Genomic DNA, 22,723 nt, shown 5'->3' on the forward strand with positions numbered 1-22,723 from the left:
TCAAACCTTTTAAAACCACCGGGGTTGTGTGGAAGTGGCGGGCCACTCTTCGAATGGGACCCGGTTCAAACAAACACAGCGGACGGCAATGAATGATTGATGAATAATTGATATTCGTGACAATTCGTGACAGGAACTAAAACGGCAGCTTCAGGCCTTTGATCTTGGGTGCAAGTTGCTCGCTGAGCAGCTTGTTGAGCGCGTCGCTGCGCGAGGCCAGGGCTTGGCCCAGTTCCCCGTAGCCCGCGAGTTGCTTCTTCAGATCCTCCAGCGGCCCGTTTACTTTTTCCGCAATGGCGGCTTTCAGGTCGGCCTCGAGTCGAGCCGCTTGCTCCGAGACCATCTTCCCCACGGCGTTTTTGAGCACGGCGTCCAAATCCGATGTCACCTTGACGTCAGGGTTCCGGGTCGTGCCGGTGACCGTGGCGCCGAGATGGAAGGCTTGGACGTCCGCCAGGGCCGAAGCGATCGCCTCTGCCACGCGCCCCTCGGGTTTGTGCTCGCCGGTTGAGAAGTGCACACCGGAGAGTCGGGAATCGATGGTCGCGTCGAGGGCGCCGCTCGCGATCACGGCTTTCAGATCCAGATCGGCTTTCGCGCCGTCGAGCACCACCGGCCACTTGGGGTTGTCCGAGAGCACGGCGCGCTGGATGCCGTACCCGTCGGCGTTGAGGGTCACGGTATCGCGCGGCTGGTCCGGTCGCACGCGGTTGATTTCGCCGCGCAGGGCCACGGTGCGCAATTGTTGGAGCTTGTCGCCGGCGAACTCAAACGTGGTGGGCGCGCCCAGGATGTCCTGGTCCGGCGTGATCCGAAGGACTTCACCTTTCAGCGTGCCCGCGGGGATTTCAGCTGTGACCCGCGCGGTGCGGATCAAAAAGTCCGGCAGGGGTTGGCGCTCACGAAATTTCACGTCGATGCCTTTGCCGCGCAGCGGTTTGACCTGTTCAGGCCCCCCGGTCTTGCCGGCGCTCGCCAACGCGGGCTGGAGCCGTTCGTACCACGCCGCGCTGGTCTTGGCCCAGTATCCGATGTTCCCGCCGAACAGCGCGGCAGCCACGTTCCCCATTCCGCCGGCGGTCAGGCTGTACTTTTCCCTGAGCCGCTTGAGGTCCGCCTGCGGCGCGGCCGCGACTTCGTCGATGCGGCGCTTGAACGCGGCCAGGTCTTTGGACAAGTCTTCGCGCGCGCCTTTGACCTGATCCAGGTCCGCCATCACGTCCTTGCGCAGCTGGGCGGCTTCCGCCACGTTGCCCAGCAACGCCTCGGCTCCGCCTTTGGCCGATTTTCTGATCTCATCGGCCCGGCGTCGGTACTCATCCAGCTTCGCCTTGTCGGACACCTGCGCCACGCGTTGCTTCCAGCGCTCGCGCCCCGCGTCGATCTCGCCCCGCACGGTTTCCACGAGCTTGAGCGATTCCAAATCCTCCTTGGCCAGGATGTCCTTGGCGCTGGGCAAATCGAGCGAGGGCATGGCAAAAAACGAGTCTTCCCCTTCTTTGGATTCTTCCTTCTTCTCTTCCCGGCGGACGATCGCGCCCGATGTCTGGCGCTGGGTGTTGAACTGCATCCCGTCGATCGCCATCTCGTCGATGATCACCTTGCGCCGCAGGAGTTGGAGCGCCTCCATCCCGAACGCCATACGGGTGATCTCGACCGCGTTCCGCATGGGCTGGTCGGGGTTGGTGACTTGTAACCGCTTCAGTTCGATCCCCAGAGGGATGAGCGAGACATCGGCGTGGTCCAACTCCACCTTTGCGCCGACCAATTTGCTCCCGGCCGCCTCGATGGCGCGCTCCACCAGTCCATCGATCACCAAGAACCAGATCGCCAACCCGAGGCCGACCACCGCCACGAACGCGATCAGACCCGGCCAGCGAATCCGCACCGCTCCAATCCACTTCACGAGCCGGTCCCCCAATTGGAATACGACCGGTACATCTGGAAGAACCGCGTCGCGGTCAACGCCTGCACCACCCGTAATTTCTTGACCTTCGCCAGGACGCGGTCCCGGTACTTTCTAATGGCCCAGTTGAAGCCCAAGACGGTGGGCACGAACAAGACGAGCGACGCGAGCAGGCTCCCCATGACGATGGAGTTGTTGAACCGCTCGATCCGCCAGAGCGTGGAGTTGTAAAGCGAGGTCCAGAGCCCTTCAAGGGACGGGGCCATCAGCACCGCGAGCCCGAGTCGATGAAACGACGGATCGAGGAGGTAGGCCACGCCGGAGAAGAACGCGGTGCCGAGCAGGAACGCGGACAGGTTCACGCGCAGGAGCAGTACGATTAACAAGACGAGCAGATTGTGCAGGCTCCAGAACGGCGTGAGCCCCGCGATGAGGGAGAACGCCAGCGCGAGACTGATCTGACCGGGTTCGGTCTCGGAGTTGAGGACCGTGAGCAGTTTAGCGGTTGCGCGCAGCATCCCTGAGCGTCACGTCCTTGTCAACGGATCAACCGTTCTGGTGCCGGCGCCCGGGGTCGAACCGGGATGGGGTTGCCCCCGAGGGATTTTAAGTCCCTTGCGTCTGCCGATTCCGCCACGCCGGCGTGCGGACACAGACTGCGGCTGGGCGCCGCGTCAGCCGCCGGGCGCAGGCGGCGCGGTCTGCGGATGTTTGAGCGAGTCGACCACCTGCCGGAGCTCCGTCGCGTGCGGATAGTCCGGGTGGGCTTTCATCAGGGCTTCCCATTTGGCGATCGCCTTCTGCTGATCGTGTTTATCCTCCAGCAGGATCACACCCAGGTTGTAGAGCGCCGCCGCGTTTTGGGGGTCTTTGGCCAGCACGCGGTTGAGTTCCGCGATCGCGTCATCGGTCTTACCCAGAAAGCGCAGCGCGATGGCCAGATCCATCCGGATTTCGGTGCGAGCGGGATCGACCTTGAGCGCGCGCTCGTACCAGTCCTTGGCGTGGTCGAAGCGTTTCAACGCCAGGTTGGCGTTGCCGAGCGCGGCCATCGCCTCCACGTCTTTCGGGTCCTTTTCCACGCGCATTCGGTACTGCACGATGTCATCCATCGCCTTGGCGAGTGCCGGGTCCTGGGGGACCGGCGGACCGCCGGGGACGTCGGATGACGCGGCCGGCGGCGGGGCTTCGGCTGGCGGCGACTCCTTCTTGTCACACGCAGTGACCACCGCGAGGACAATCGCCAGCGCGCACCATGCGAGTGGGACGCGATGAATATTGTTCAGTGGCATGCGGCGAATTGTAGCGGAGCCGTCGAGAACGTGTCAAACGAGTGGCGAAGCACCTCGCAGCGCGCCAAGCGCGCGACCCGTTACGCGGCCTTGGCGATGTTGGCGGTGTCCCCGTCGGCCGGCTTGACCGCATGGACGCACCCGCCGCCCGTGGCCTTGGCTTGGTACAAGGCGAAATCCGCGGCCCGCAGCAGCGACTCTTTGTCGCGGCCGTGCTCGGGATACGCCGCCACCCCCAAGCTGGCCGAGAGCGCGATCCGATCCTGCGCCACGGTCAGAGGCAGGCTCGTGATCCGGCGCAGGATCCGGTTGGCCGCGGCCATCGCGTCTTTGAGCGTGGTCTCGGGGAACAAGACGAGCATTTCGTCGCCACCGTACCGCCCGGCCACGTCGGTGGTACGCGTCACCGAGCGAATCGCGTCGCAGAACCGGCGGATGGCGGCGTCACCCGCCTGATGGCCGCCCTTCTCGTTGATCGCCTTGAGATTGTCCACGTCGATGAAGACCAGCGCAAACGGCCGACCGTGCCGCGCCGCAAGGAGGAATTCGTCCGTCAACCGGTCCTCGAAGGCCCGGCGGTTGACGAAGCCCGTGAGGCCGTCGACCGTGGCGAGGCGCTCGGCCTCCTCGCGGAGCACGATGAGCCGAAGCGCCTGCGCAGCGTCGTGGGTAATCCTGACGACCAGATCCTCATCCGCATCCGAGAACGTTCCATGCCCGGGATCGAACAGGTAGAGCTGCGAGCGCGCGCCGGCTTCGACCGCGACCGGCACCGTCATCAAGGCACGGACGGCGCCTGCCCACGGAAGACCCTGCAAGCGGGCGTCGTGCTCCGCCGCCTGGATGCGCAACGGGCGATCCCCGGAGGGCAACGCCGAGATCAAGGCCTGCCGCTCGTCGAGCGTTGCGGCAGGTCCCGGCGCGATTCCGGATTCGATCAGGTGCACGACCTCCCCGTGGTCGTTGAGCACCGCCAACACCCCGTACTGGGCGTCGGTCGCGGAGCACGCGAAGGTTGCCAGCGTGCGCGACACGTCGTCCCTCGAACCTCCTCGGCGGAACGCGCGGCCGGCCGCGTAGAGCACCTCCAGGCGCCGGGACCGGCGCTGCGCCTCTTCCTGCGAGACCGTCAACCGATCCACCAACTCGTTGAACGCGCCGGAGACCCTCCCGATCTCGTCGTGGCCGCGGACCGTCAACCTCGCATCGCCGCCCGAGGTCAGGGCCGAGATGCCCTGGGTGAGCGACGCCAGAGGACGCATCAGCCAGCGGGGGATCAACGCGAACGCAATCACCAATCCCACGGGCAGCCCGATCGCCAACGCGATGAGCAGTCGTGTCGCCGTGGTGGCGTAAGCGGCCGCGCGCTGCCTCCAGTCGGTGAGGTCGGCGTCGACCAGCGCGTGAAACCGAGCGGCCTTGGCGTTGACCTCGTCCGAGAGGCGATTGACCGTGTTCATCACCCGGATGGCTTGAGGGTCGCCCGCCGGGTGTTCGACAAACAGCACCTCGACCGCGAGCGTGCTCAGGTGCGCGACGTCGTCGTGAATATCGCGCGCGACCGTCTGCCACTCGGCATCCCCATGGTCGCGTTGCAACGCGGAGAGCAGCCCGGAGATTTCGAGCACCGATCGGTCGAAAGCGTCGCGGCGAGACACGTCTTCGGTCAAGAGATAGTCGTTCACCGGAGCCAGCAAACCGGCCAGGTCCAGTTGCAGGCGATCCGTCAACGCCATGCGCGAGGCGAGGCGCTCCGCGTCGCGTGTGGCGCGGGCCAGGTCGTTGATCACGTAACCCAGCCCCGCGGTGACGCCCGCGACCAACAAGGCCGCCCCGGCCGCGACAAGCGTCAACCGCGCGCGCATGGAATAGGTCATGGCCATCAAGAGCCGCACCGGACGCCACGAAAGAATAGCAAAGTTACCGGCGGGCGCTACCCGGCAGGGGACGCCGGCGTCCGGTGCGAGGAGGGCTTACGAGCCCGAGGAAGGACGCGCGGGGCTTCGCGTCAAATCCGCTTCGATCTGGGCGATCTGTTGTCTGACCTCGGCCGCGGCCGGGGCCTCGGGGTACAGGCGCAACCAGGTGTTCCACGTCTCGACAGCCTTGCGCTTGTCCTGTTTGTCATAAAGGTAAAGAAAGCCCAAATTGTAGAGCGTGTTCTCGTGTCGCGGATCCGCGGCCAGGTTCTTTTGCAGCTCGGCAAACGCCTGCTCGGGCTTGCCCCCGTATTTGTACGCGATCGCCAGATTGGTCCGGACCTCGAGGTTCTGCGGGTCGACGGCCAGCGCGCGTCGATACAGATCCTGCGCCGCGTCGAAGCGGGAGATCATCATGTTCGCGTTCGCCAAGGAGACCAACGCCTCGAGATCCTTGGGGTCCTTCTCCAGCCGCGTCTTGAACGCCATGATGTCTTCCATGGGGTTGCGGGTGCCTGGGGGCAGCGACCGGTTGGCGGCCAGCGCCGATGGATCAGCCGGAGCCGAGGGGGTGGTCAGCGGAGGGTGATTGGGCGGGAGCGCGGTGTTGGGCTGGATCGGAGGGGGAAGGCCGGCTTCGCCGACGGGCTCCGGGAGCCCCTCGCCTTGAGGCTTCTGGCAGCCTTGCACCAACAGGCCCGCGAAGACGCACAGTGCGGCAACCCCAACGATCGCTCTCATACTCGTCACTCTGCCTCCGGTTTGGTCCCTGCCCCGTTGTGAAAAACGCGAACAGCGTCGCAGGTCGCTCAAAAAGCTCCAGCCGCAAGGCCGCAGCAACCTGCTACTCGCCTTTCCCGGCAAACCCGCGTTCCGTCATCCGCGTCGGGTCCAAGAGCACCTTGAGCCGTTCGGGAGACAGCACCTTTTGCTCGAGCGCCACTTCGCGCACGGTCTTGCCGGTGCGATACGACTCCTTGGCGATCTTGGCCGCCGCGTCGTACCCGATCTCGGGCGCGAGCGCGGTACACATCGCCAGGCTTTGCTCGATCATGGCTTCGCAGCGCCCTTCGTTGGCGGTCAGGCCCGCCACGCACTTGCTCGTGAAGTTTTTCACGGCCGACGCCTGGAGCTGAATCGACTCCAAGAGGTTGTACGCCATCACGGGCAGCATAACGTTGAGCTCAAAGTTCCCCGACTGGCCCCCGAGCATGATGGCGGTGTCGTTCCCGATCACCTGCACGCAGACCTGCAGCAGGGATTCGGCGATCACCGGGTTCACCTTCCCCGGCATGATGGACGAGCCGGGTTGGGTCTCCGGCAGATTGATCTCACCGATCCCGCAACGGGGACCCGATCCGAGCCAGCGGATGTCGTTGGCGACCTTGATCAGGCTGACCGCCAAGGTCTTGAGCGCCCCGCTGGCTTCGACCAGCGAGTCCTGCGCACCCTGCGCCTCGAAGTGATCGGCCGCCTCCACGAAGAACTGACAGTCGGTCTCTCGCGCGAGCAGCGTAATCACCTTGGCGGCGAAATCGGGGTGGGTGTTGATGCCCGTGCCCACCGCGGTGCCGCCCAACGCCAGCTCACCCAAGGACGCCCGCATGTTCTCGACCCGGCGGATGCCCAACTCGATTTGACGCGCGTACCCTCCGAATTCCTGGCCGAGGCGGACCGGCGTGGCGTCTTGCAGGTGCGTCCGGCCGATCTTCACCACCCGCGCAAACTCCAGCGACTTGTGGACCAACGTGGTGTGCAGCACCGTGAGCGCCGGAAGCAGCTCGCGGTCGATGGTTTCCAGCGCCGCAACGTGGATCGCGGTGGGGATCACGTCGTTGCTCGACTGCCCGAGGTTCACGTGGTCGTTGGGATGCACCAGCTTGGATCCCAGGACCCCGCCCAGGAGCTGGGTGGCCCGGTTCGCGATCACCTCGTTGGCGTTCATGTTGGTCGAGGTCCCCGACCCGGTCTGGAAGAGATCCACCACGAACTGATCGTCCCACTGGCCGTCGACCACCTCGCGCGCCGCGCGCACGATCGCGTCGGCCTTGTCGGCGGCAAGCAGGCCCAGATCGCGGTTCACCTGGGCTGCGGCCCACTTCACCAAACCCAGGGCCCGGATGAAGCTGCGGGGCCAGCGCAGGGTGCTGACGGGAAAATTCTCGACCGCGCGTTGGGTCTGGGCGCCGTAGAGCGCCGACGCCGGGACCCGCATCTCCCCCATCGAATCCCGCTCGATCCGAAACTCGCGCCCTGCCGTTTTCGACTCAGCCATGATGTCTCTCCGTCGTTCAGCAGGCGCGGATTGTATCACAATCCACCGGATCAACGGATGTTTCGACCTCTGGCGGCACGCTCGCACGCCCCTCCACATATCCGGTATAATTTCAGCGTGCGACGAGATCGTCGATTTTCACACCGTTTCAGGGGTAGGACACAGACGTTGACCGGCCGTTGATGACTTCGCCTTCAGACTACGTATACATCACCTCTGCCGATGACTTGGCTCAGGCCGCCTCGATCTTGCGCCAAGCCACGGTGTTGGGAGTGGACACGGAATCGGACTCGCTGCACTCGTATCAGGAGCGTGTGTCCGTCATCCAGGTGAGCGACGGCAAGTTGAACGCGGTGGTCGATCCCTTGCTGCTCCCCGACGTCCAGCCCTTGGCGCCGCTGTTGGCCGACCCGGGCATCGTCAAGGTGTTTCACGGCGCGGACTACGACGTGGTGGGACTCAAGCGCGACTTCGGATTCGGGATCGTGTCGATCTTTGACACGTGCCTCGCGGCTCAGGCCGCGGGTGAACCCAAGTACTCGCTGGGCGACCTGCTCGTACGCTACTTCGACGTGACCCTCGAGAAGAAATACCAAAAGGCGCACTGGTCCAAGCGCCCGCTGTCTGCGGACATGCTGGCCTACGCGGCCAAGGACACCCAGTATCTCCCGTCCCTCTACGAGATCCTGCGCAAAGAAGCGCAGGCCAGGGGCCGTTTGCCCCAGATCGAAGAAGAGGGAGAATGGGTCAGCCGTCGGGAGTGGACCGGACGCGCGTTCGTTCCGGACGACTACCTGCGCATCAAAGGCGCGCAGGCGCTGCCGCCACCCGCGCAACGCGTGCTGCGCGCGCTGGCCGTGGTGCGCGACGCGTTGGCCAAGCGGGCCAACCGTCCGCCGTTCAAGGTGATCTCCGGCGACGACCTGCTCGCGATGGCCGTGAAACAACCCGCCACGCCCGCCGATCTGGAGGCCTTGTTTCCCTCGACGTCGGCCTCCGCTCGCCGCGAGCCCCGCCGGTGGCTGGAGGCGATCCGCGAGGGCCTGGCCGACAAGTCGCCGTTGCCCCAGCGCAGCGGGTTGCGCTTCGAACCGTTTTCCGCCGCGCAGGAACGGGCCTTTGCCCGCTTACGCGTGTGGCGCACCAATCAGGCCAAAGACGAAGGCGTGGAACCCGCCATGGTGTTTTCCACCGACCAGATCAAGTCGATCGTGCGCGCATGGCCCAAATCCGCGGAGGCGTTCGCCGCGATCCCCGGCATCCGCCGCTGGCAGGTCGCCCGCTACGGTGAAACCGTGCTGGCGCTGCTGGAATAACCGTCCGCGACCAAAGGTTCCACGGTCCGCCACGCCGTCCTCGTCATAAGTCCTGCGCTTGACAGAAGGAGTTTCCGCTCTCCGATCACATCCGGCCGTAGCCCGCACACGAAACTCGCGTTCCCTTGACTTCATCGCGCGGGATGCGCTAGAGAGCCTAGCATCCCCCTACGGAGAATCGGAATGGATCCCACCACGCTTCGCCAAATTGCGATCTCGGCCGCCGTGTTTGCGGCGGTGACCGGAGGCGCGTTGTTCGCGCGGCGCCTGCTGCTCTCGCTCTTCCGGCGGTGGGCGGCCAAGACCGAGACGGCGCTGGACGACGTGCTGCTCAGCGTGATTCGTGGGCCGTCGATCTTCTGGGCCATTGCGTTGGGCCTGTACGTGGGCATCGGCACGTCCGTGCTCCCGCCGCGGATGGTCCAGCTCTCGTTTTGGGGGCTCCACGCGCTGGTGATCCTGTCCTTCACCTTCGTCGCCGCCAACGTGGCGTCGCACGCGCTGCGGTTCGCCGCCCAACGCGCCGACCTGCCCCTCACCGGCTTGGCGCAAGGGGTGGTCAAAGGCGTCGTCATTGCGCTGGGCGTTGTGGTCCTCCTCGGCACCCTGGGGGTCTCGATCACGCCGATTTTGACGGCCCTGGGTGTGGGCGGCTTGGCCGTCGCCCTCGCCCTTCAGGACACGCTGTCCAATTTGTTTGCAGGGATTCACATCCTGATAGAGAAGTCGATCCGCGTGGGGGACTTCATCCGGTTGGAGAGCGGGGAGGAGGGGTACGTCACCGACATCGGATGGCGGACCACCCGGATTCGTTTATTGCCGAACAACGTGGTGATCATTCCCAACAACAAGCTCGCGCAGGCCCGCATCGTCAACTTCAACCTCCCGGAAAAGAAGCTGGCGCTCCTCATCCCGATCAGCGTGTCGTATGAAGCGGACGTGGATCTGGTCCAACGGATTCTCGTGGAGGAAGCCACACGCGGCATCGGCCAGATTTCCGGCCTCCTGGCCGAACCCGCGCCGTTTGTACGATTCATTCCGGGGTTCGGCCAGTCGTCATTGGATTTCACGCTGATTTGCCACGTCGGTGAGTTCGTGGACCAGTTCCTGGTCCAACACGAGCTGCGGCTGCGGGTTCTCAAACGCTTTCGGGACGAGGGCGTGGCGATCCCGTTCCCGTCGAGGACCGTCTACGTGCACGGGGAGTCCGCGCTCTCCGCGTCGACTCCGGGAAAGGACGGCGCATGAAGATCTCCCTGCGTCTGATCGTCTCGCTGGTGGTGGTCCTGACGGCCGCGATTGCGTTGTTCACGTTGAGCCAGACGCGGCAGGAATACGCCCGTTCGACCAACGAACTTCTGCGGCGCGCCCAGCTCTTGGGCGAGGGCCTTCAAGAAGCCGCGGCGCCCGCGCTCGCGGCCCAGAACGCCCGCGCGCTGCAACGCATCGTGGACAAGTTCGCCAACCGAGAGCGCCTCGCCGGCATCGCGGTGTTCGATCCGGCCGGCGCGACGCTCGCCGTCACGACGAGCCTGCAGGACGTGGCCTCGTTCGTGCGTCCCCAGACCGTGTTGGAGTCCGATCGCGACCAGGCGCGCCTGATCGAACGCGACGGTCGGACGTTTCACGTGTACGCGCTCCCGTTGACCGACGACGATCGGGTGCTCGGCGTCTTGGCCGTGGTGCACGACGCAGACCACATCCGCGCAAGGGTCACACAGATCTGGACCGAAAATTTTCTGCGCCTGCTCACCTACGCGTTCGTGATCGCGGTGACCACGCTGATCGTCGTCCGCTGGAGCATCGAAGGGCCCATTGCCCGGATGGCCGACTGGATGAAACAGCTCCGCCTCGGAAACGGCACGGCGGCCAAGCCGCCGATTTCGGGACCGCTCTTCAAGCCCTTGGCGTCCGAGGCCGCTCGCATGGTGAACACCCTCGCCCAAGCCCGGGCTTCGGCCGAACACGAAGCGCGGCTCCGGCTGACGTCGGAATCGTTGTGGACCGCGGAACGGCTCAAAGAGTTCGTTCGCACCAAACTCCAGGGACGGGCGTTCGTGCTGGTGTCCAACCGAGAGCCCTACGTTCATACCCGTCGCGGGAAAGCGATCGAGTGGGTGGTCCCGGCCAGCGGCCTGGTGACGGCCCTCGAACCCGTGATGCGCGCCTCCGAGGGGCTCTGGGTGGCGCACGGCAGCGGCGACGCCGACGCGCTCACGGTCGACGAGCACGACCGCGTGCGGGTGCCACCCGACGAACCCGTGTATACCCTTAAACGCGTGTGGCTGACCAAGGAGGAAGAAGAAGGCTATTATTACGGCTTCGCCAACGAGGGGCTCTGGCCGCTCTGCCACATCGCCCACACGCGTCCGATTTTCCGGGGCGACGACTGGGCCGCGTACCAAGCCGTGAACGCGAAGTTCGCGGCCGCCGTGCTCAGCGAGATCAAGGAGAGCCCGGAGCCCGTGGTGCTGATCCAGGACTATCACTTCGCCTTGCTGCCTCGACTGATCAAGACCGCTCGTCCCGACGCGCGGGTCGGGTTGTTTTGGCACATCCCCTGGCCCAACCCCGAAGCCATGGCGATCTGTCCCTGGCAGCGGGACATCCTCCACGGGATGTTGGGCGCCGACCTCATCGGGTTTCACATCCAATTCCACTGCAACAACTTCCTCGACACGGTGGACCGCGCGCTGGAGTGTCGGATCGACCGGGAGCGTTTCTCCGTCACCCGTGAGCAACAGACCACCCTCGTCCGTCCGTACCCCATCAGCGTGGCGCCGTGGTTCGAACCCGATCCCGGACCGCAGGCCCGCGAGGCGCTGCTCAAGGAACACGGGGTGTCGCCCACGGTGCGGATCGGCGTGGGCGTGGACCGGCTGGATTACACCAAGGGGATCGTCGAACGATTCCGCGGCATCGAGCGGTTTTTCGACAAGTACCCCGACTTCAGGGAGCAGTTCACGTTCGTGGAGTTGGGTGCGCCGAGTCGTACACATATCCCCCGTTACCACGACTTGGTCAGCGAGATCGACGCCGAAGCCGAGCGGATCTCGTGGCGGTTCCGCACGAAAACCTGGACCCCGCTCATCTTCCTGAAACAACACCATACCCATCACGACATTCTCAGATGGTATCGCGCCGCGGATCTGTGCCTGGTGACGTCGCTGCACGACGGGATGAACCTGGTGGCCAAGGAGTACGTCGGTGCCCGCAGCGATGGGACGGGCGCGCTCATCCTCAGCCCCTTTACCGGCGCGGCGCGCGAGCTGACGGACGCGCTCATCGTCAACCCGTACGACACCGAACAGATGGCCGACGCCATCCGTTACGCGCTGGGGATGCCGTCGGAAGAAGAGCGTCGTCGGATGGCGAACATGCGCGAGCAGATCCGTTCAGCCAACATCTATCGGTGGGCCGCAGCCCTGGTGGCCGACGTCGCCGAGGTCCGCGTGGCGTCTCCGGAACCGTTCGGCGCGTGACCGCCTCACCGGCACGGCCGACGTGCACGCCCTGCTGGCGCGCTGGCTGCAACTGATCGAGGATCGGACGACCAGCTCACATTCCCTTTGACACCGGTCGATCACCGCGCGTAGACTGGCGTGGCCGGTCGACGGCAGCGTGGACACTAGACACCAGACATCCGCAGGGGGGATCGTGTTCCGGCGCAACGACGGCCGCGTCGAGGTGGCCTTGATCGCCCGGACGAGTCCCGCAAAGCGACGGATCTGGGCGCTTCCCAAAGGGTGGGTCGAACCGGGCGAGACCATCGAAGACGCCGCGCTGCGCGAAATTCGCGAGGAAACCGGCCTGACCGGCCGCCTGCTGGATCCCCTCGGGCAGATCGAATATTCGTTTTACTCCCCCAGAGACCACACCAGGATTCACAAAACCGTCCACTTCTTCCTCGTCGAATACCTCGGCGGAGATACCGCGGACCACGACCACGAGGTGGAAGAGGCTCGCTGGTGGCCGCTGGACGAAGCCCTGGCGCAGATGACCTACGAAAGCGAGCGCCGGGTGATGGCACAGGCCAGGGATCGACTGCTGACGTCCCACGCGACGTGAGCACCCGCAACGTCACCGAATTGCCGCTCACGTATTCCGCCATGCTCCGCGGCCGGCCGGTCACGTATCGAGTGGTGGTCAGTCACCGGGCCCGCTCCTGGCGTCTGTCGATCCATCCCCACACCGGCTTGTCGATCATCCTGCCGGCACGATCCCGCCTTACGGTCCACGAGCTGCTCGATGCCCACGCCGATTGGATCCACCGCGGCCTCGACCGAGCGGCTCGCCGCCCGCTTCCCCGACGAACGCCGCTGGCCGATCGCAGTCCGCTTCCGTACCTGGGCACGGTCCTCCGCCTGGAGATCGATCGGCATCTCAACGGCCCGCCACGGCTGGAGTCGGAGCGCGGTATCCTGCGGGTCGGCACCCACGGCCCTCGTCGACTGGTGCAGGAGGTGGAGGCGTGGTACCGACAACGGGCCGACGCCCTCTTTCCGGAGCGACTGTGCGTCCTCAACGCGACGTTGGGGTTTCGCTTCGCCCGGGTGACGATCCGCGATCAACGCACGCGCTGGGGCAGTTGCTCCACGGCCGGCAACCTCGCGTTCAATTGGCGTCTGCTCCTGGCGCCGCTCGCCATCGTGGATTCGGTGGTCGCTCACGAGCTCACCCATCTGGTGGATCCGAGCCACGCCCCGAGTTTTTGGCGCCGGCTCGCGGTGATCGACCCCGCCTACCGGGAGCACCGCACGTGGTTGCGACAGTACGGCTCCTGGTTATCGCTCGGATGTGAACCCCCTCCCGCGCTCCCCTGAAGGGGCACGGCAAGCCCGTTCCTTGCGCCTTGCTGCCGGGCGCTTCAAAACCGTCGGGGCGTTTCCCCTGTGCAGGAAAACACTGGGCCTCGCAAGGGCTTCTTTCAGCCCTAGAGCCGCTTGCCGGGGTCATTGGAGTGTTGTTAAGCTCGACCGACATGAAGCCAACCCTTCCGCCCGGCCTTGAGCTCGAACGACGGACCCAGATCCTGATCGAGTGGCCGGTTCTCTTGACCCGGCTCGCCGAATATGCCGTCACCCCGATGGGCAAAGAGTCCTGCGCCACGCTGCGCGGGACCAGCGACGCGTCGGCTGCAGCCGACGCGTATGAGGACGTGCGCGAATGGTCGAGGCTTCACGATCGCGGCGGCGATCTCCCGATGGCCGCGGATTGTGATCCCCGTGCCGCGCTGCGCGCCGCGATCCCGGGGGGACTGCTCAACGCCGAGCTGTGCCGCGACATCGCCGTGGTCCTGGATGAGGCCCGCGACGTCCGGCGAGCCGTCGCGCGGCACCCGGACCTGCCGCGGCTGACCGCCCGCGCCGAAGCGCTCGACGAGGTGCCCGCGGTTCGGCGTGAGTTGGCGGAGGCGATCGATCCGCAGGGCCGGCTGCGGGAGTCGGCCACGCCGGAACTCCTGCGCCTCCGGCGGGAGGTGGACCGCCAGCGTCAGGCCATGATCGAGCGCGTCGGCGAGTTGGCGCGGGCGCCCCAATACGAGCCGTGGCTGCAGGACACCTTTGTCACGCAGCGCGAGGACCGGTACGTGCTCCCGGTCAAAATCGAGCACCGCACAAAAGTCTCCGGAATCGTCCACGACCTGTCGGCGACCGGCGCCACGGTCTTCATTGAACCCGAGGAACTGGTCGCGGCGAACAACGACCTCAAGTGGGCGGAGATGGCGGTTGCCCAGGAGATCGAGCGCATCTTCCGGCGCCTGACCGACCTCATCGCCGCCCACCGCGCGAGGATCGAGGCCAACGTGGAGATCCTCACCCAGTGCGACGTCATCCAGGCCAAAGGTCGGCTCGGTGCGGCGTATCGCGGATCCATCCCGGTCGTGTCTCGAAGCGGGGCGATCGCGTGGCGCGGGCTGCGCCATCCGTTGCTCGCCCTCCGCGGTTCAGCGGTGGTGGCCAACGACGTGCTGTTGGACCCCACGGTCCGCGCCCTGGTGATCTCCGGTCCCAACACCGGCGGGAAAACCGTGCTCCTCAAAGCCATGGGACTGGCGGCGCTCATGACGCGCGCCGGTATTCCGTTGCCCTGCGACCCCGAGTCCGCCTCGCCGGTGTTCCCCGCGGTGCTGATGGATGCGGGCGACGAACAAGACCTGGCCCGGGATCTGTCCACGTTTGCCGCACACATCCGGGTGATCTCCGCCCTCCTGGCCGCTGCGCCGGGCGGAGCGCTGATCCTGCTGGATGAGGTCGCCACCGCCACGGACCCTGAAGAAGGCGCCGCCCTCGCCCAGGCCCTGGTCGAGGCGCTCACGGCGCGGGGAGCGCTGACCGTGGTCACGACCCACTACGCCGCGCTCAAAGCGTGGGCCGCCGACGAGCGCAGCTCGGGGGCCCGCGTCAGCGCGGGCATGGGATACGACGTGGACGCCATGGCGCCGACGTACCGGCTCTCGCTCGGCCGGCCCGGAGCCAGCCTGGGTTTGGAGGTGGCCGCCCGTTTGGGTCTCCCGGCGTCGATTTTGGACCGCGCGAAAGCATTGGTAGCTCCGCAGGCCGCAGCCCTGGCCGGAGCGATCGCGTCGCTCGATCGCGAACGCCGAGCCGTCGAAGAGCTCAGGATGCGCCTGAACGCGCTGGAGGTCTCCACGCGCGACGCGGCCCTGCGCCAGGACGCGGCAGCAGCGGCGCTGGAACGCGAGCGCGACGAGTTCGCCCGGAGCAAGCGCACCAGGCTCGCTGCCGAAGTTCGCCGCGCCAAAGCCGACCTCGATGCCGTCCTGGACGAGGCCCGTCGGGAGTCCGACCCGCGAACGATTCGCGCGCTCAAGGCCCGGATCGACGCCGTGACCGCGTCGATCGAACCCGCCGCTGCGGCGCCCGAGACCGCGAGGCCTCCCGAACTCGAGGCCGGAGCAATGGTCCGGGTGGCGTCGCTCGGCACCGACGGCGTCCTGCTCGACGCCACCCGCGGGCGCCGGCGCGTGCGCGTGCGCGTGGGAGACCGCGAGGTCTCGGTTTCGACCAGCCAGCTCCGACCAGGGCCCGCCGTGGTGAAGGAGTCGGAGACCCGTTCGGGAAACGGTGAACGAACCGTGGCCGCGCCGGGCCCGGAAACGCTCAACGTGATCGGCGCGCGCGTGGACGAGGCGTTGGAGCGCATCGATCGCGCGCTGGATCAAGCCGCGGCTGCGGGCGCTACGCGGCTGCGCGTCCTTCACGGCCACGGCACCGGACGACTCAAGAGCGCGATCCGCACCCACCTCGCCACGTCCCCGTACGTGGAGTCGCACCGGCCCGGCGAGGACGTCGAGGGCGGCGACGCCGCGACGATCGTGGTCTTGAAGTAACGCATCGCCGTCCACACCCGCTGTAGTCCGCGGGGCCGCCGCTGTGTTACGATCTGGAGCGTGAATTCGTCTCGTTGGGGCGTTCACCTGAGCGCCCCAAACGTGTTTCTGGGAGCATGCTGAAGAACTCCATCATCATCAAAGGCGCCCGCGAGCACAATCTCAAAAACCTCGACCTGACGATCCCGCGCGACCGATTGGTGGTGATCACCGGGTTGTCGGGCTCCGGCAAATCCTCGCTCGCGTTCGACACCATTTTCGCTGAGGGGCAACGCCGCTACGTGGAGTCGCTCTCCGCCTATGCGCGCCAGTTCCTCCAGCAGATGGACAAACCCGACGTGGACTCCATCGAGGGGTTGTCGCCCGCCATTTCCATCGAGCAAAAGACCACGAGCAAGAACCCCCGCTCCACCGTAGGCACCGTGACCGAGATTTACGACTATTTCCGGCTGCTGTTCGCACGCGTGGGCACGCCCACGTGTCATCGCTGCGGGCGGCCCATCGCCGCCCAAACCGTGTCGCAGATGGTGGACGCGGTGATGGCGCTCCGCGCGGGCGCCAAGATCCAGGTGCTGGCCCCGATCGTCCGCGGGCGGAAAGGTGAATACCGCAAAGAGCTCTCGCGCCTGACGCAGAAGGGCTTCGTGCGCGCCCGGGTCGACGGCGCGTGGGTCCAGCTCGAAGACGTAGTCGAGCTGGACAAGAAAAAGGCCCACACGATCGACATCGTGGTGGACCGTCTTGCGGTGAAGCCCGGCATCGAGCGGCGCCTGGCCGATTCGCTGGAAGCGGCGTTGCCGTTGGGCGACGGCGTGGCGATCGTCAACGAGGACGGGAACACGGACCACGTCTTCAGCGAACGCTTGGCGTGCAGCACGTGCGGAGTCAGCTACCCCGAAATCGAGCCCCGCATCTTCTCGTTCAACAGCCCGCACGGCGCCTGTCCGGCGTGCGACGGGCTGGGCGTCAAGGCGGTCTTCGACCCCGGCCGTGTGGTGCCCAACCCGTTACTGTCGCTGCGAGACGGCGCGATCCGACCGTGGCTGCGTCGCACCTCCGGCTACTATGACGATCTGCTGGAAGCCGTGGCGCGACACTACGGGTTCTCGGTCCGCGCCCCGTTCGCCGACCTCTCGCCCGCGCAGCGACAGGTGATCCTGTACGGGTCGGGCGCCGACGCGGTGGAGGGCTGGATCGAAAAAGACGGCCGACGCCATCCGGTTCGTCGCCCGTTCGAGGGTGTTATTCCCAATCTGGATCGACGGTATCGTGAGACCGAGTCCACGCTGCTGCGGAGCGAGTTGGAGGAGTTCATGACCGAGCAGCCCTGCCCGGCGTGTCAGGGCGCCCGGCTCAAACCCGCGAGCCTGGCGGTGAAGGTCGGCGGGTTGTCGATCGCGGAGGTCACCCGGCTGTCGATTCGAGCGGCCGACCGCTTCTTTCGCGACCTGCGGTTGAACGAGCAGGGCGCCGTCATCGCGCAGCGAGTGCTCAAAGAGATCCGCGAGCGCCTGGGATTTCTGGTCAACGTCGGGGTCGATTATCTGACGCTGGACCGGGCGGCCGCCACGTTGTCGGGCGGGGAGGGACAGCGCATCCGGCTGGCCACCCAGATCGGATCGTCGCTCGTGGGAGTGCTCTACATCTTGGACGAGCCGTCGATCGGATTGCACCAGCGCGACAACCAGCGGCTGCTGGCGGCCTTGCTTCGGCTGCGGGACCTCGGCAATTCGGTCATCGTGGTCGAGCACGACGAGGAGACCATCTTGGCCGCGGATCACGTGATCGACATGGGTCCCGGCGCCGGGATTCACGGCGGCGCGGTGGTGGCCGAGGGCCCGCCCAAGGCCATCATGGCTCACCCGGGCTCGCTGACCGGGCGATACCTCACCCGCGAGCGGGTGATCGCGCTGCCGCCGCGGCTCCGCCCAACGGACCGGTCCCTGACGATCGAAGGAGCCTCCGAACACAACCTCAAAGACCTCACCGTGTCGATCCCCTTGGGATTGCTGACGTGCGTGACCGGCGTGTCGGGATCGGGGAAGAGCACCCTGGTGATCGACATCTTGTACAAGACGCTCGCGCGTCGGCTGTACCGGGCGGCGGAGCGGCCCGGCGCGTGTCGCGCGATTACGGGTGCCGAGGCCCTGGACAAGGTCGTCAACGTGGACCAGTCCCCGATCGGACGCACGCCGCGTTCCAACCCCGCCACGTACACCGGAGTGTTCGGGTTCATCCGGGATCTCTTCGCCCAGCTGCCGGAGTCCAAGGCGCGCGGATACAAGCCCGGCCGGTATTCGTTCAACGTCAAGGGCGGCCGGTGCGAAGCGTGTCAGGGCGACGGCGTCATCAAGATCGAGATGCACTTCTTGCCGGACGTGTATGTGACGTGCGGGGCCTGCCACGGCCAGCGGTACAACCGCGAGACCCTCGACGTGCGATACAAGGAGCGGTCGATCGCCGACGTCCTGAACATGACGGTGGAACAGGCGCTGGAGTTCTTCGCCGCGATCCCGGCCATCAAACACAAACTCGACACGCTGCGCGACGTGGGCCTCGACTACATCCGGTTGGGCCAGGCGGCCACCACCCTGTCGGGGGGCGAAGCGCAGCGGATCAAACTGTCGAAAGAACTCTCGCGTCGCGCCACCGGCAACACCCTCTACATTCTGGACGAACCGACCACGGGGCTGCATTTCGCCGACATCCAGCGGTTACTGGACGTGTTGAATCGCCTGGTGGAGGCCGGCAACACCGTGGTGGTCATCGAACACAACCTCGATGTGATCCGTAACGCCGACCACGTGATCGACCTTGGTCCGGAGGGGGGAGACGGAGGCGGCGACGTCGTGGCGGCCGGCACGCCCCACGACGTCTCGCGGGTCGCCCGATCATTTACCGGCCGATTCCTCCGCCGCAGCGCCGCCGAGGCATCGCCCGGACGCGTCGCGCGGCAAATTCCCTGACACGCCGCCCACCCGCATCGCCCGGTCGAGTGAGGCCCACGCCGGCAGGATTGCTTCGTCGCCCCGCTACCCCTTCCGGTTGGCTTGCCTCCTGCGAAGCGATCACCCTATAATGCGGGCCGTTGTCCGTATCTCGTCTGGACAAGGGTGAGTGAAGGGTCGGTGCGTGATGGACATGCGACAACAGATGGAACGCTACACCCTGGATCTGCGCGATCGGATCTGTCGCGCGTTCGAATCCCTCGACACCGCCAAGTTCGAACAACGGGCCTGGCGGCGCGAAGGCGGCGGGGGCGGCGGGGTGATGTCGAGCATGCGCGGCCGGGTCTTCGAGAAGGTCGGCGTCAACTGCTCGACGGTGTGGGGCGAGATGGACGCGGAGATGGCGGCCAAGCTCCACAGCAAAACCACGAACTTCTTCGCCACCGGTATCTCGCTCGTGGCCCACATGGCGAACCCGCTCGTTCCCGCGGTCCACATGAACGTCCGCTACCTGGAAATGGACCGGTGGTGGTTCGGGGGCGGCACCGACCTCACCCCCTACTACCCGTTTGAGGAAGACGTGCGGGACTTCCACGACGCGCTGCGTCGCGCCTGCGATCGGCACGATACGGGCTATTACCCCCGCTTCAAACAGTGGTGCGACGAATATTTCTTTTTACCCCATCGCAACGAGCCCCGCGGGGTGGGCGGGATCTTTTTTGACTACCTGAACGACCGCGAGCCGGAAGCGCTTTTTGCGTTCGTGCGCGAAGTCGGCGACACGTTCGTCACGATTTACCCCGAGATCGTGCGCCGCCGCAAAGATCTGCCTTTTACACCCGCGCAGCGCGAACACCAGCTCCAGCGCCGAGGCCGCTACGTGGAGTTCAATCTGATCTACGACCGGGGCACGCTGTTCGGACTGAAGACCAAGGGCGATGTGGAGGCGATTTTGATGTCCATGCCTCCCGTGGTGACTTGGCCGTAGGAGCCCGTCCATGACCGGCCATCTGCGGCGTTGCCGGTCTTCAGGTTCCACGGCCGCCTCACCGTCTCGGCGGCGCTCGTGGCTCGGCGCCACTTCTTCGTGGCGCCACTCGCCTCACGTACGCACTTAGTACGCTGCGCTCCGGTGCTCGCGGCGCCTTGCATCTGACCACTCCTGAACGGGCTCCGCGTGTTTGCGATACTTCGAACACGCGTTAAGAACGCCTACGTGATTCGGCGCCGCAGGGCGGCCACTTCTTGCGCCGTTAACTGTCGCGCTTCGCCGGGCTTAAGGTCGCCCAGCGCTACGGGGCCGATGCGGATGCGCACCAGGGTTTCGACGCGATAGCCGAGCCGGGCGCACATCCGCCGGATCTCGCGGTTTTTGCCTTCGATCAGGGTGATCTCCAGCCAGGTGCCGCGCGGCGACTCGCGGACCACCGAGACGGAGACCGGCGGCCCAAAGTCATCGACTAGAGAAACGGGAGACGCCAAGCGCGTCACGTGCTCGCGCGTCATGCGCGGCCGCACGCGCACGTGGTACGTTTTGGGGATCAGGGATTGCGGATCAGCCACCCCGGCTCCCCAACGGCTATCGTTGGTCAGCAGCAGAAGGCCCGAGCTGTCTCGATCCAACCGCCCCACCGGCGCGAGCCACACTGACGCGCCGCCAAGGTCGGACGACGCGAGCACACCGTAGATCGTCCGACGCCCGTGTTCGTCCGCGCGCGTGGTGACGACGCCTTTGGGCTTGTGCAGCGCGAGATAGAACCGCGGTCCCGTCGCAACGGGAACACCATCCACCGCGAAACGATTGCGTTCCAGATCCACCCGCCGATCCGGATCGCGCACCACACGCCCGTCCACCGCCACCCGCCCCGCCTCGATCCAGTCTGAGGCCAGGCTCCGAGACGTGACTCCAAGCTTCGACAGCGCCCGAGCAAGGCTGACGGCGCCCCTGCTAACTACCACGACGCATCCTGCTCTTAGGGAGGGTTGCCATGTTTTCCCGATCGCGTTGCGATCGGAGCCTGTTCAGGAGCGCGCCAGATGCAAGGCGGCGCGAGCACCGGACCGGAGCGTGCTGTTCTGCACGTGAGGACCGGCTGCGCAGCGCCAACGCCGCAGATGGCCGCTCATGGACGGGCTAGACGTTGGTTTTGATGTGGGCCCCTTCTTGGCCGAGGACCTTTTCCGCGATGGCCGCCAATTCCAAGTCGTTGGCGTGGTCCTTGGCGAAGATTCGACACTGCACCAGTCGAGCGGGGATAAAGTCGAGGAACTCCTGCAGAGGCTCTTTGGAGACCGCGCGCGAGGACGGGTTGTAAACATAGATCTGCTTGCCGCCCATGCGCAGGGGATTGACAGGCCGCGGGTCCTGGTAGGCGAGGTCGACCCGGAAGTCGAGTGATTTGAGCTTGGGCGGCAGCGCCGCCTTGATACCCGCTTCGAGCGCCTGCTCGGTGATGAACGTCCGACCGCGGCCGGGCTCGCGCAAGGAGAGCGTGGCGTCGTACGCCATTTTCCACATCACGTCGCGCTGCAGAATTTTCCGCCATCCTTCGCCCAGCGCGCGTTTGGCCCGGCTGGTGGCCCGGGGCCAGGCGCGAACCGCTTCCATCAGCGACCAGTCCGTGAGCTCCAGGTACTGATCCATCTTGTCCAACGGGTTGTGCGGGAAGACGAACCGCATGGTCTCGGAAAAGAGATCGCGCAGGTGGAGGTCGATCGCCCGCGTGGTGCGGTGATAGTACACGTTGGTGTAGAGATACAGGCGCGCGTTGAGGAACATGGTGAGCGCGGAGCACCCGGCGCGGTGCAACGTCCACCCTTGATCCGTGATGAAGGTGTAGTGGATCAGCCGGTCAAGATCCACCGGGCCGATCGCCACCCCGCACATGTACGCGTCGCGCAGGACGTAATCGAGGTTGTCCGCGGTGTAGATCCCCGCGATCAGCGGCTGAAGAAATCGCAGCCAGGTCGGGTACTGCGACGGATCGTGGTCGCTGTGTTTGCAGATCAGGAATCCAATGTGCTCGGGATCCAGCACCTCGCGGGGCGCGAACGGTCCGTGCGGGCTGCGCCGGATACGACGGATCACGCCGCCCAGTTCGTCGATCACGATCCGCCGACCGATGACCTCGTGGGTGATCCCGAACCGATCGAGGAAGTTGTCGTCGAAAAAGTGGCAGAACGGCCCGTGTCCCACGTCGTGCAGGAGCGCGGTCACGCGCATGAGTTCCTCCACGTACGGGGCGGACGGACAATCGGGAACCGCGGCTTTGAGCGACGGATAGAGGTGCGTGGCGAAGCGACCGGCCACGTGCATGGCCCCGACCGAATGCACGAACCGGGTGTGCTCCGCCGAGGGAAACACCCAGCGCGCGCTCTGGAGTTGATAGACGTACCGCAGCCGCTGCACCCACGGCGTGTCGATCAGATCCTTCTCGGTCGCTTCGCGGCTCCCGTCCCCCTCCCGCGGAACCGTAAACGTGATGTACCCGTGGATGGGATCAGCGATCAGCGCCGCGCCCTGATACTGCGCCGGCCGCCGCGAACTTGAAGTGTTGTTTCGCATTGGGTTTATCTCTTGCTTCTGCGGCGCCGTACACGCGCCGGCCGACCGCCGAGACGGAGGCGAATGCAAGGCGGAGGCGAGGTTTCGCCCCGGAGCGTACTGTATGCGTACGTGAGGAGCGAAACCGACCCGACAACGCCGCAGTCGC

Annotated in this window: 16 protein-coding genes and 1 tRNA gene; 8 read left to right on the forward strand and 9 right to left on the reverse strand. The window is 65.9% G+C overall.

Annotated features, from left to right (window positions below; translation table 11 throughout):
* Positions 1 to 136: 136 nt before the first annotated feature.
* The 7 genes from AB1451_13730 to AB1451_13760 form a co-directional block, all read right to left on the reverse strand.
* Entirely contained in the window at positions 137 to 1,906 is a 1,770-nt protein-coding gene (locus AB1451_13730) for a TIGR03545 family protein (protein ID MEW6683956.1), read from the reverse strand.
* Positions 1,903 to 2,424 carry a TIGR03546 family protein gene (locus tag AB1451_13735; GenBank protein ID MEW6683957.1) on the reverse strand — a complete coding sequence of 174 codons (522 nt, stop codon included), beginning with the start codon at positions 2,422 to 2,424 and terminating at the stop codon, positions 1,903 to 1,905. The genes AB1451_13730 and AB1451_13735 overlap by 4 nt, the downstream gene beginning before the upstream one ends.
* 38 nt (positions 2,425 to 2,462) lie before the next feature.
* Positions 2,463 to 2,549: transfer RNA gene (locus AB1451_13740), tRNA-Leu, on the reverse strand.
* A gap of 31 nt (positions 2,550 to 2,580) precedes the next feature.
* A complete protein-coding gene (locus tag AB1451_13745; GenBank protein MEW6683958.1) occupies positions 2,581 to 3,198 on the reverse strand; it encodes a tetratricopeptide repeat protein in 618 nt (205 codons plus the stop codon).
* 80 nt (positions 3,199 to 3,278) lie between these two features.
* Positions 3,279 to 5,081 (reverse strand): diguanylate cyclase, encoded by a 1,803-nt coding sequence (locus tag AB1451_13750; protein ID MEW6683959.1) that lies wholly within the window; start codon positions 5,079 to 5,081, stop codon positions 3,279 to 3,281.
* 90 nt (positions 5,082 to 5,171) lie between these two features.
* Entirely contained in the window at positions 5,172 to 5,858 is a 687-nt protein-coding gene (locus AB1451_13755; GenBank protein MEW6683960.1) for a tetratricopeptide repeat protein, read from the reverse strand.
* Positions 5,859 to 5,961: 103 nt separating this feature from the next.
* On the reverse strand, positions 5,962 to 7,392 hold the full coding sequence (locus AB1451_13760) for a class II fumarate hydratase (protein MEW6683961.1): 1,431 nt from the start codon (positions 7,390 to 7,392) through the stop codon (positions 5,962 to 5,964).
* 182 nt (positions 7,393 to 7,574) lie between these two features.
* On the opposite strand from AB1451_13760, the gene AB1451_13765 reads away from it, so the two are divergent.
* From AB1451_13765 to hemF, 8 genes are all read left to right on the forward strand, one after another.
* A complete protein-coding gene (locus AB1451_13765; GenBank protein ID MEW6683962.1) occupies positions 7,575 to 8,708 on the forward strand; it encodes an HRDC domain-containing protein in 1,134 nt (377 codons plus the stop codon).
* Positions 8,709 to 8,891: 183 nt separating this feature from the next.
* Positions 8,892 to 9,956 (forward strand): mechanosensitive ion channel family protein, encoded by a 1,065-nt coding sequence (locus tag AB1451_13770; GenBank protein ID MEW6683963.1) that lies wholly within the window; start codon positions 8,892 to 8,894, stop codon positions 9,954 to 9,956.
* Complete coding sequence (locus AB1451_13775; protein MEW6683964.1) at positions 9,953 to 12,190, forward strand: trehalose-6-phosphate synthase; 2,238 nt, start codon at positions 9,953 to 9,955, stop codon at positions 12,188 to 12,190. Before AB1451_13770 ends, AB1451_13775 begins: the two co-directional genes overlap by 4 nt.
* A gap of 139 nt (positions 12,191 to 12,329) precedes the next feature.
* Entirely contained in the window at positions 12,330 to 12,776 is a 447-nt protein-coding gene (locus AB1451_13780; protein ID MEW6683965.1) for an NUDIX hydrolase, read from the forward strand.
* Positions 12,773 to 13,531 (forward strand): SprT family zinc-dependent metalloprotease, encoded by a 759-nt coding sequence (locus tag AB1451_13785; GenBank protein MEW6683966.1) that lies wholly within the window; start codon positions 12,773 to 12,775, stop codon positions 13,529 to 13,531. The genes AB1451_13780 and AB1451_13785 overlap by 4 nt, the downstream gene beginning before the upstream one ends.
* 158 nt (positions 13,532 to 13,689) lie before the next feature.
* Positions 13,690 to 16,062 carry a Smr/MutS family protein gene (locus AB1451_13790; protein MEW6683967.1) on the forward strand — a complete coding sequence of 791 codons (2,373 nt, stop codon included), beginning with the start codon at positions 13,690 to 13,692 and terminating at the stop codon, positions 16,060 to 16,062.
* A 116-nt stretch (positions 16,063 to 16,178) separates the two neighbouring features.
* Positions 16,179 to 19,028 (forward strand): excinuclease ABC subunit UvrA, encoded by a 2,850-nt coding sequence (gene uvrA, locus AB1451_13795; GenBank protein MEW6683968.1) that lies wholly within the window; start codon positions 16,179 to 16,181, stop codon positions 19,026 to 19,028.
* 169 nt (positions 19,029 to 19,197) lie between these two features.
* On the forward strand, positions 19,198 to 19,998 hold the full coding sequence (gene hemF / locus AB1451_13800) for an oxygen-dependent coproporphyrinogen oxidase (protein ID MEW6683969.1): 801 nt from the start codon (positions 19,198 to 19,200) through the stop codon (positions 19,996 to 19,998).
* 224 nt (positions 19,999 to 20,222) lie between these two features.
* Here hemF and AB1451_13805 read toward each other — a convergent pair whose 3' ends face one another.
* Together AB1451_13805 and AB1451_13810 are read right to left on the reverse strand one after the other, a co-directional pair.
* Positions 20,223 to 20,969, reverse strand: coding sequence for a pseudouridine synthase (locus AB1451_13805; GenBank protein ID MEW6683970.1), 747 nt, complete (start codon positions 20,967 to 20,969; stop codon positions 20,223 to 20,225).
* Positions 20,970 to 21,144: 175 nt separating this feature from the next.
* On the reverse strand, positions 21,145 to 22,575 hold the full coding sequence (locus tag AB1451_13810; protein ID MEW6683971.1) for an HD domain-containing protein: 1,431 nt from the start codon (positions 22,573 to 22,575) through the stop codon (positions 21,145 to 21,147).
* Between the last annotated feature and the right edge of the window lie 148 nt (positions 22,576 to 22,723).

It is taken from the genome of Nitrospirota bacterium, from assembly GCA_040757335.1.
In the GTDB taxonomy this organism is placed as follows: domain Bacteria; phylum Nitrospirota; class Nitrospiria; order 2-01-FULL-66-17; family 2-01-FULL-66-17; genus JBFLXB01.

Coding starts and splice junctions, on each gene's coding strand:
- AB1451_13735 (MEW6683957.1), bottom strand. CDS start 2,424: ATGCTGCGCGCAACCGCTAAACTGCTCACGGTCCTCAACTCCGAGACC.
- AB1451_13745 (MEW6683958.1), bottom strand. CDS start 3,198: ATGCCACTGAACAATATTCATCGCGTCCCACTCGCATGGTGCGCGCTG.
- AB1451_13750 (MEW6683959.1), bottom strand. CDS start 5,081: ATGGCCATGACCTATTCCATGCGCGCGCGGTTGACGCTTGTCGCGGCC.
- AB1451_13755 (MEW6683960.1), bottom strand. CDS start 5,858: ATGAGAGCGATCGTTGGGGTTGCCGCACTGTGCGTCTTCGCGGGCCTG.
- AB1451_13760 (MEW6683961.1), bottom strand. CDS start 7,392: ATGGCTGAGTCGAAAACGGCAGGGCGCGAGTTTCGGATCGAGCGGGAT.
- AB1451_13765 (MEW6683962.1), top strand. CDS start 7,575: ATGACTTCGCCTTCAGACTACGTATACATCACCTCTGCCGATGACTTG.
- AB1451_13770 (MEW6683963.1), top strand. CDS start 8,892: ATGGATCCCACCACGCTTCGCCAAATTGCGATCTCGGCCGCCGTGTTT.
- AB1451_13775 (MEW6683964.1), top strand. CDS start 9,953: ATGAAGATCTCCCTGCGTCTGATCGTCTCGCTGGTGGTGGTCCTGACG.
- AB1451_13790 (MEW6683967.1), top strand. CDS start 13,690: ATGAAGCCAACCCTTCCGCCCGGCCTTGAGCTCGAACGACGGACCCAG.
- uvrA (MEW6683968.1), top strand. CDS start 16,179: ATGCTGAAGAACTCCATCATCATCAAAGGCGCCCGCGAGCACAATCTC.
- hemF (MEW6683969.1), top strand. CDS start 19,198: ATGGACATGCGACAACAGATGGAACGCTACACCCTGGATCTGCGCGAT.
- AB1451_13810 (MEW6683971.1), bottom strand. CDS start 22,575: ATGCGAAACAACACTTCAAGTTCGCGGCGGCCGGCGCAGTATCAGGGC.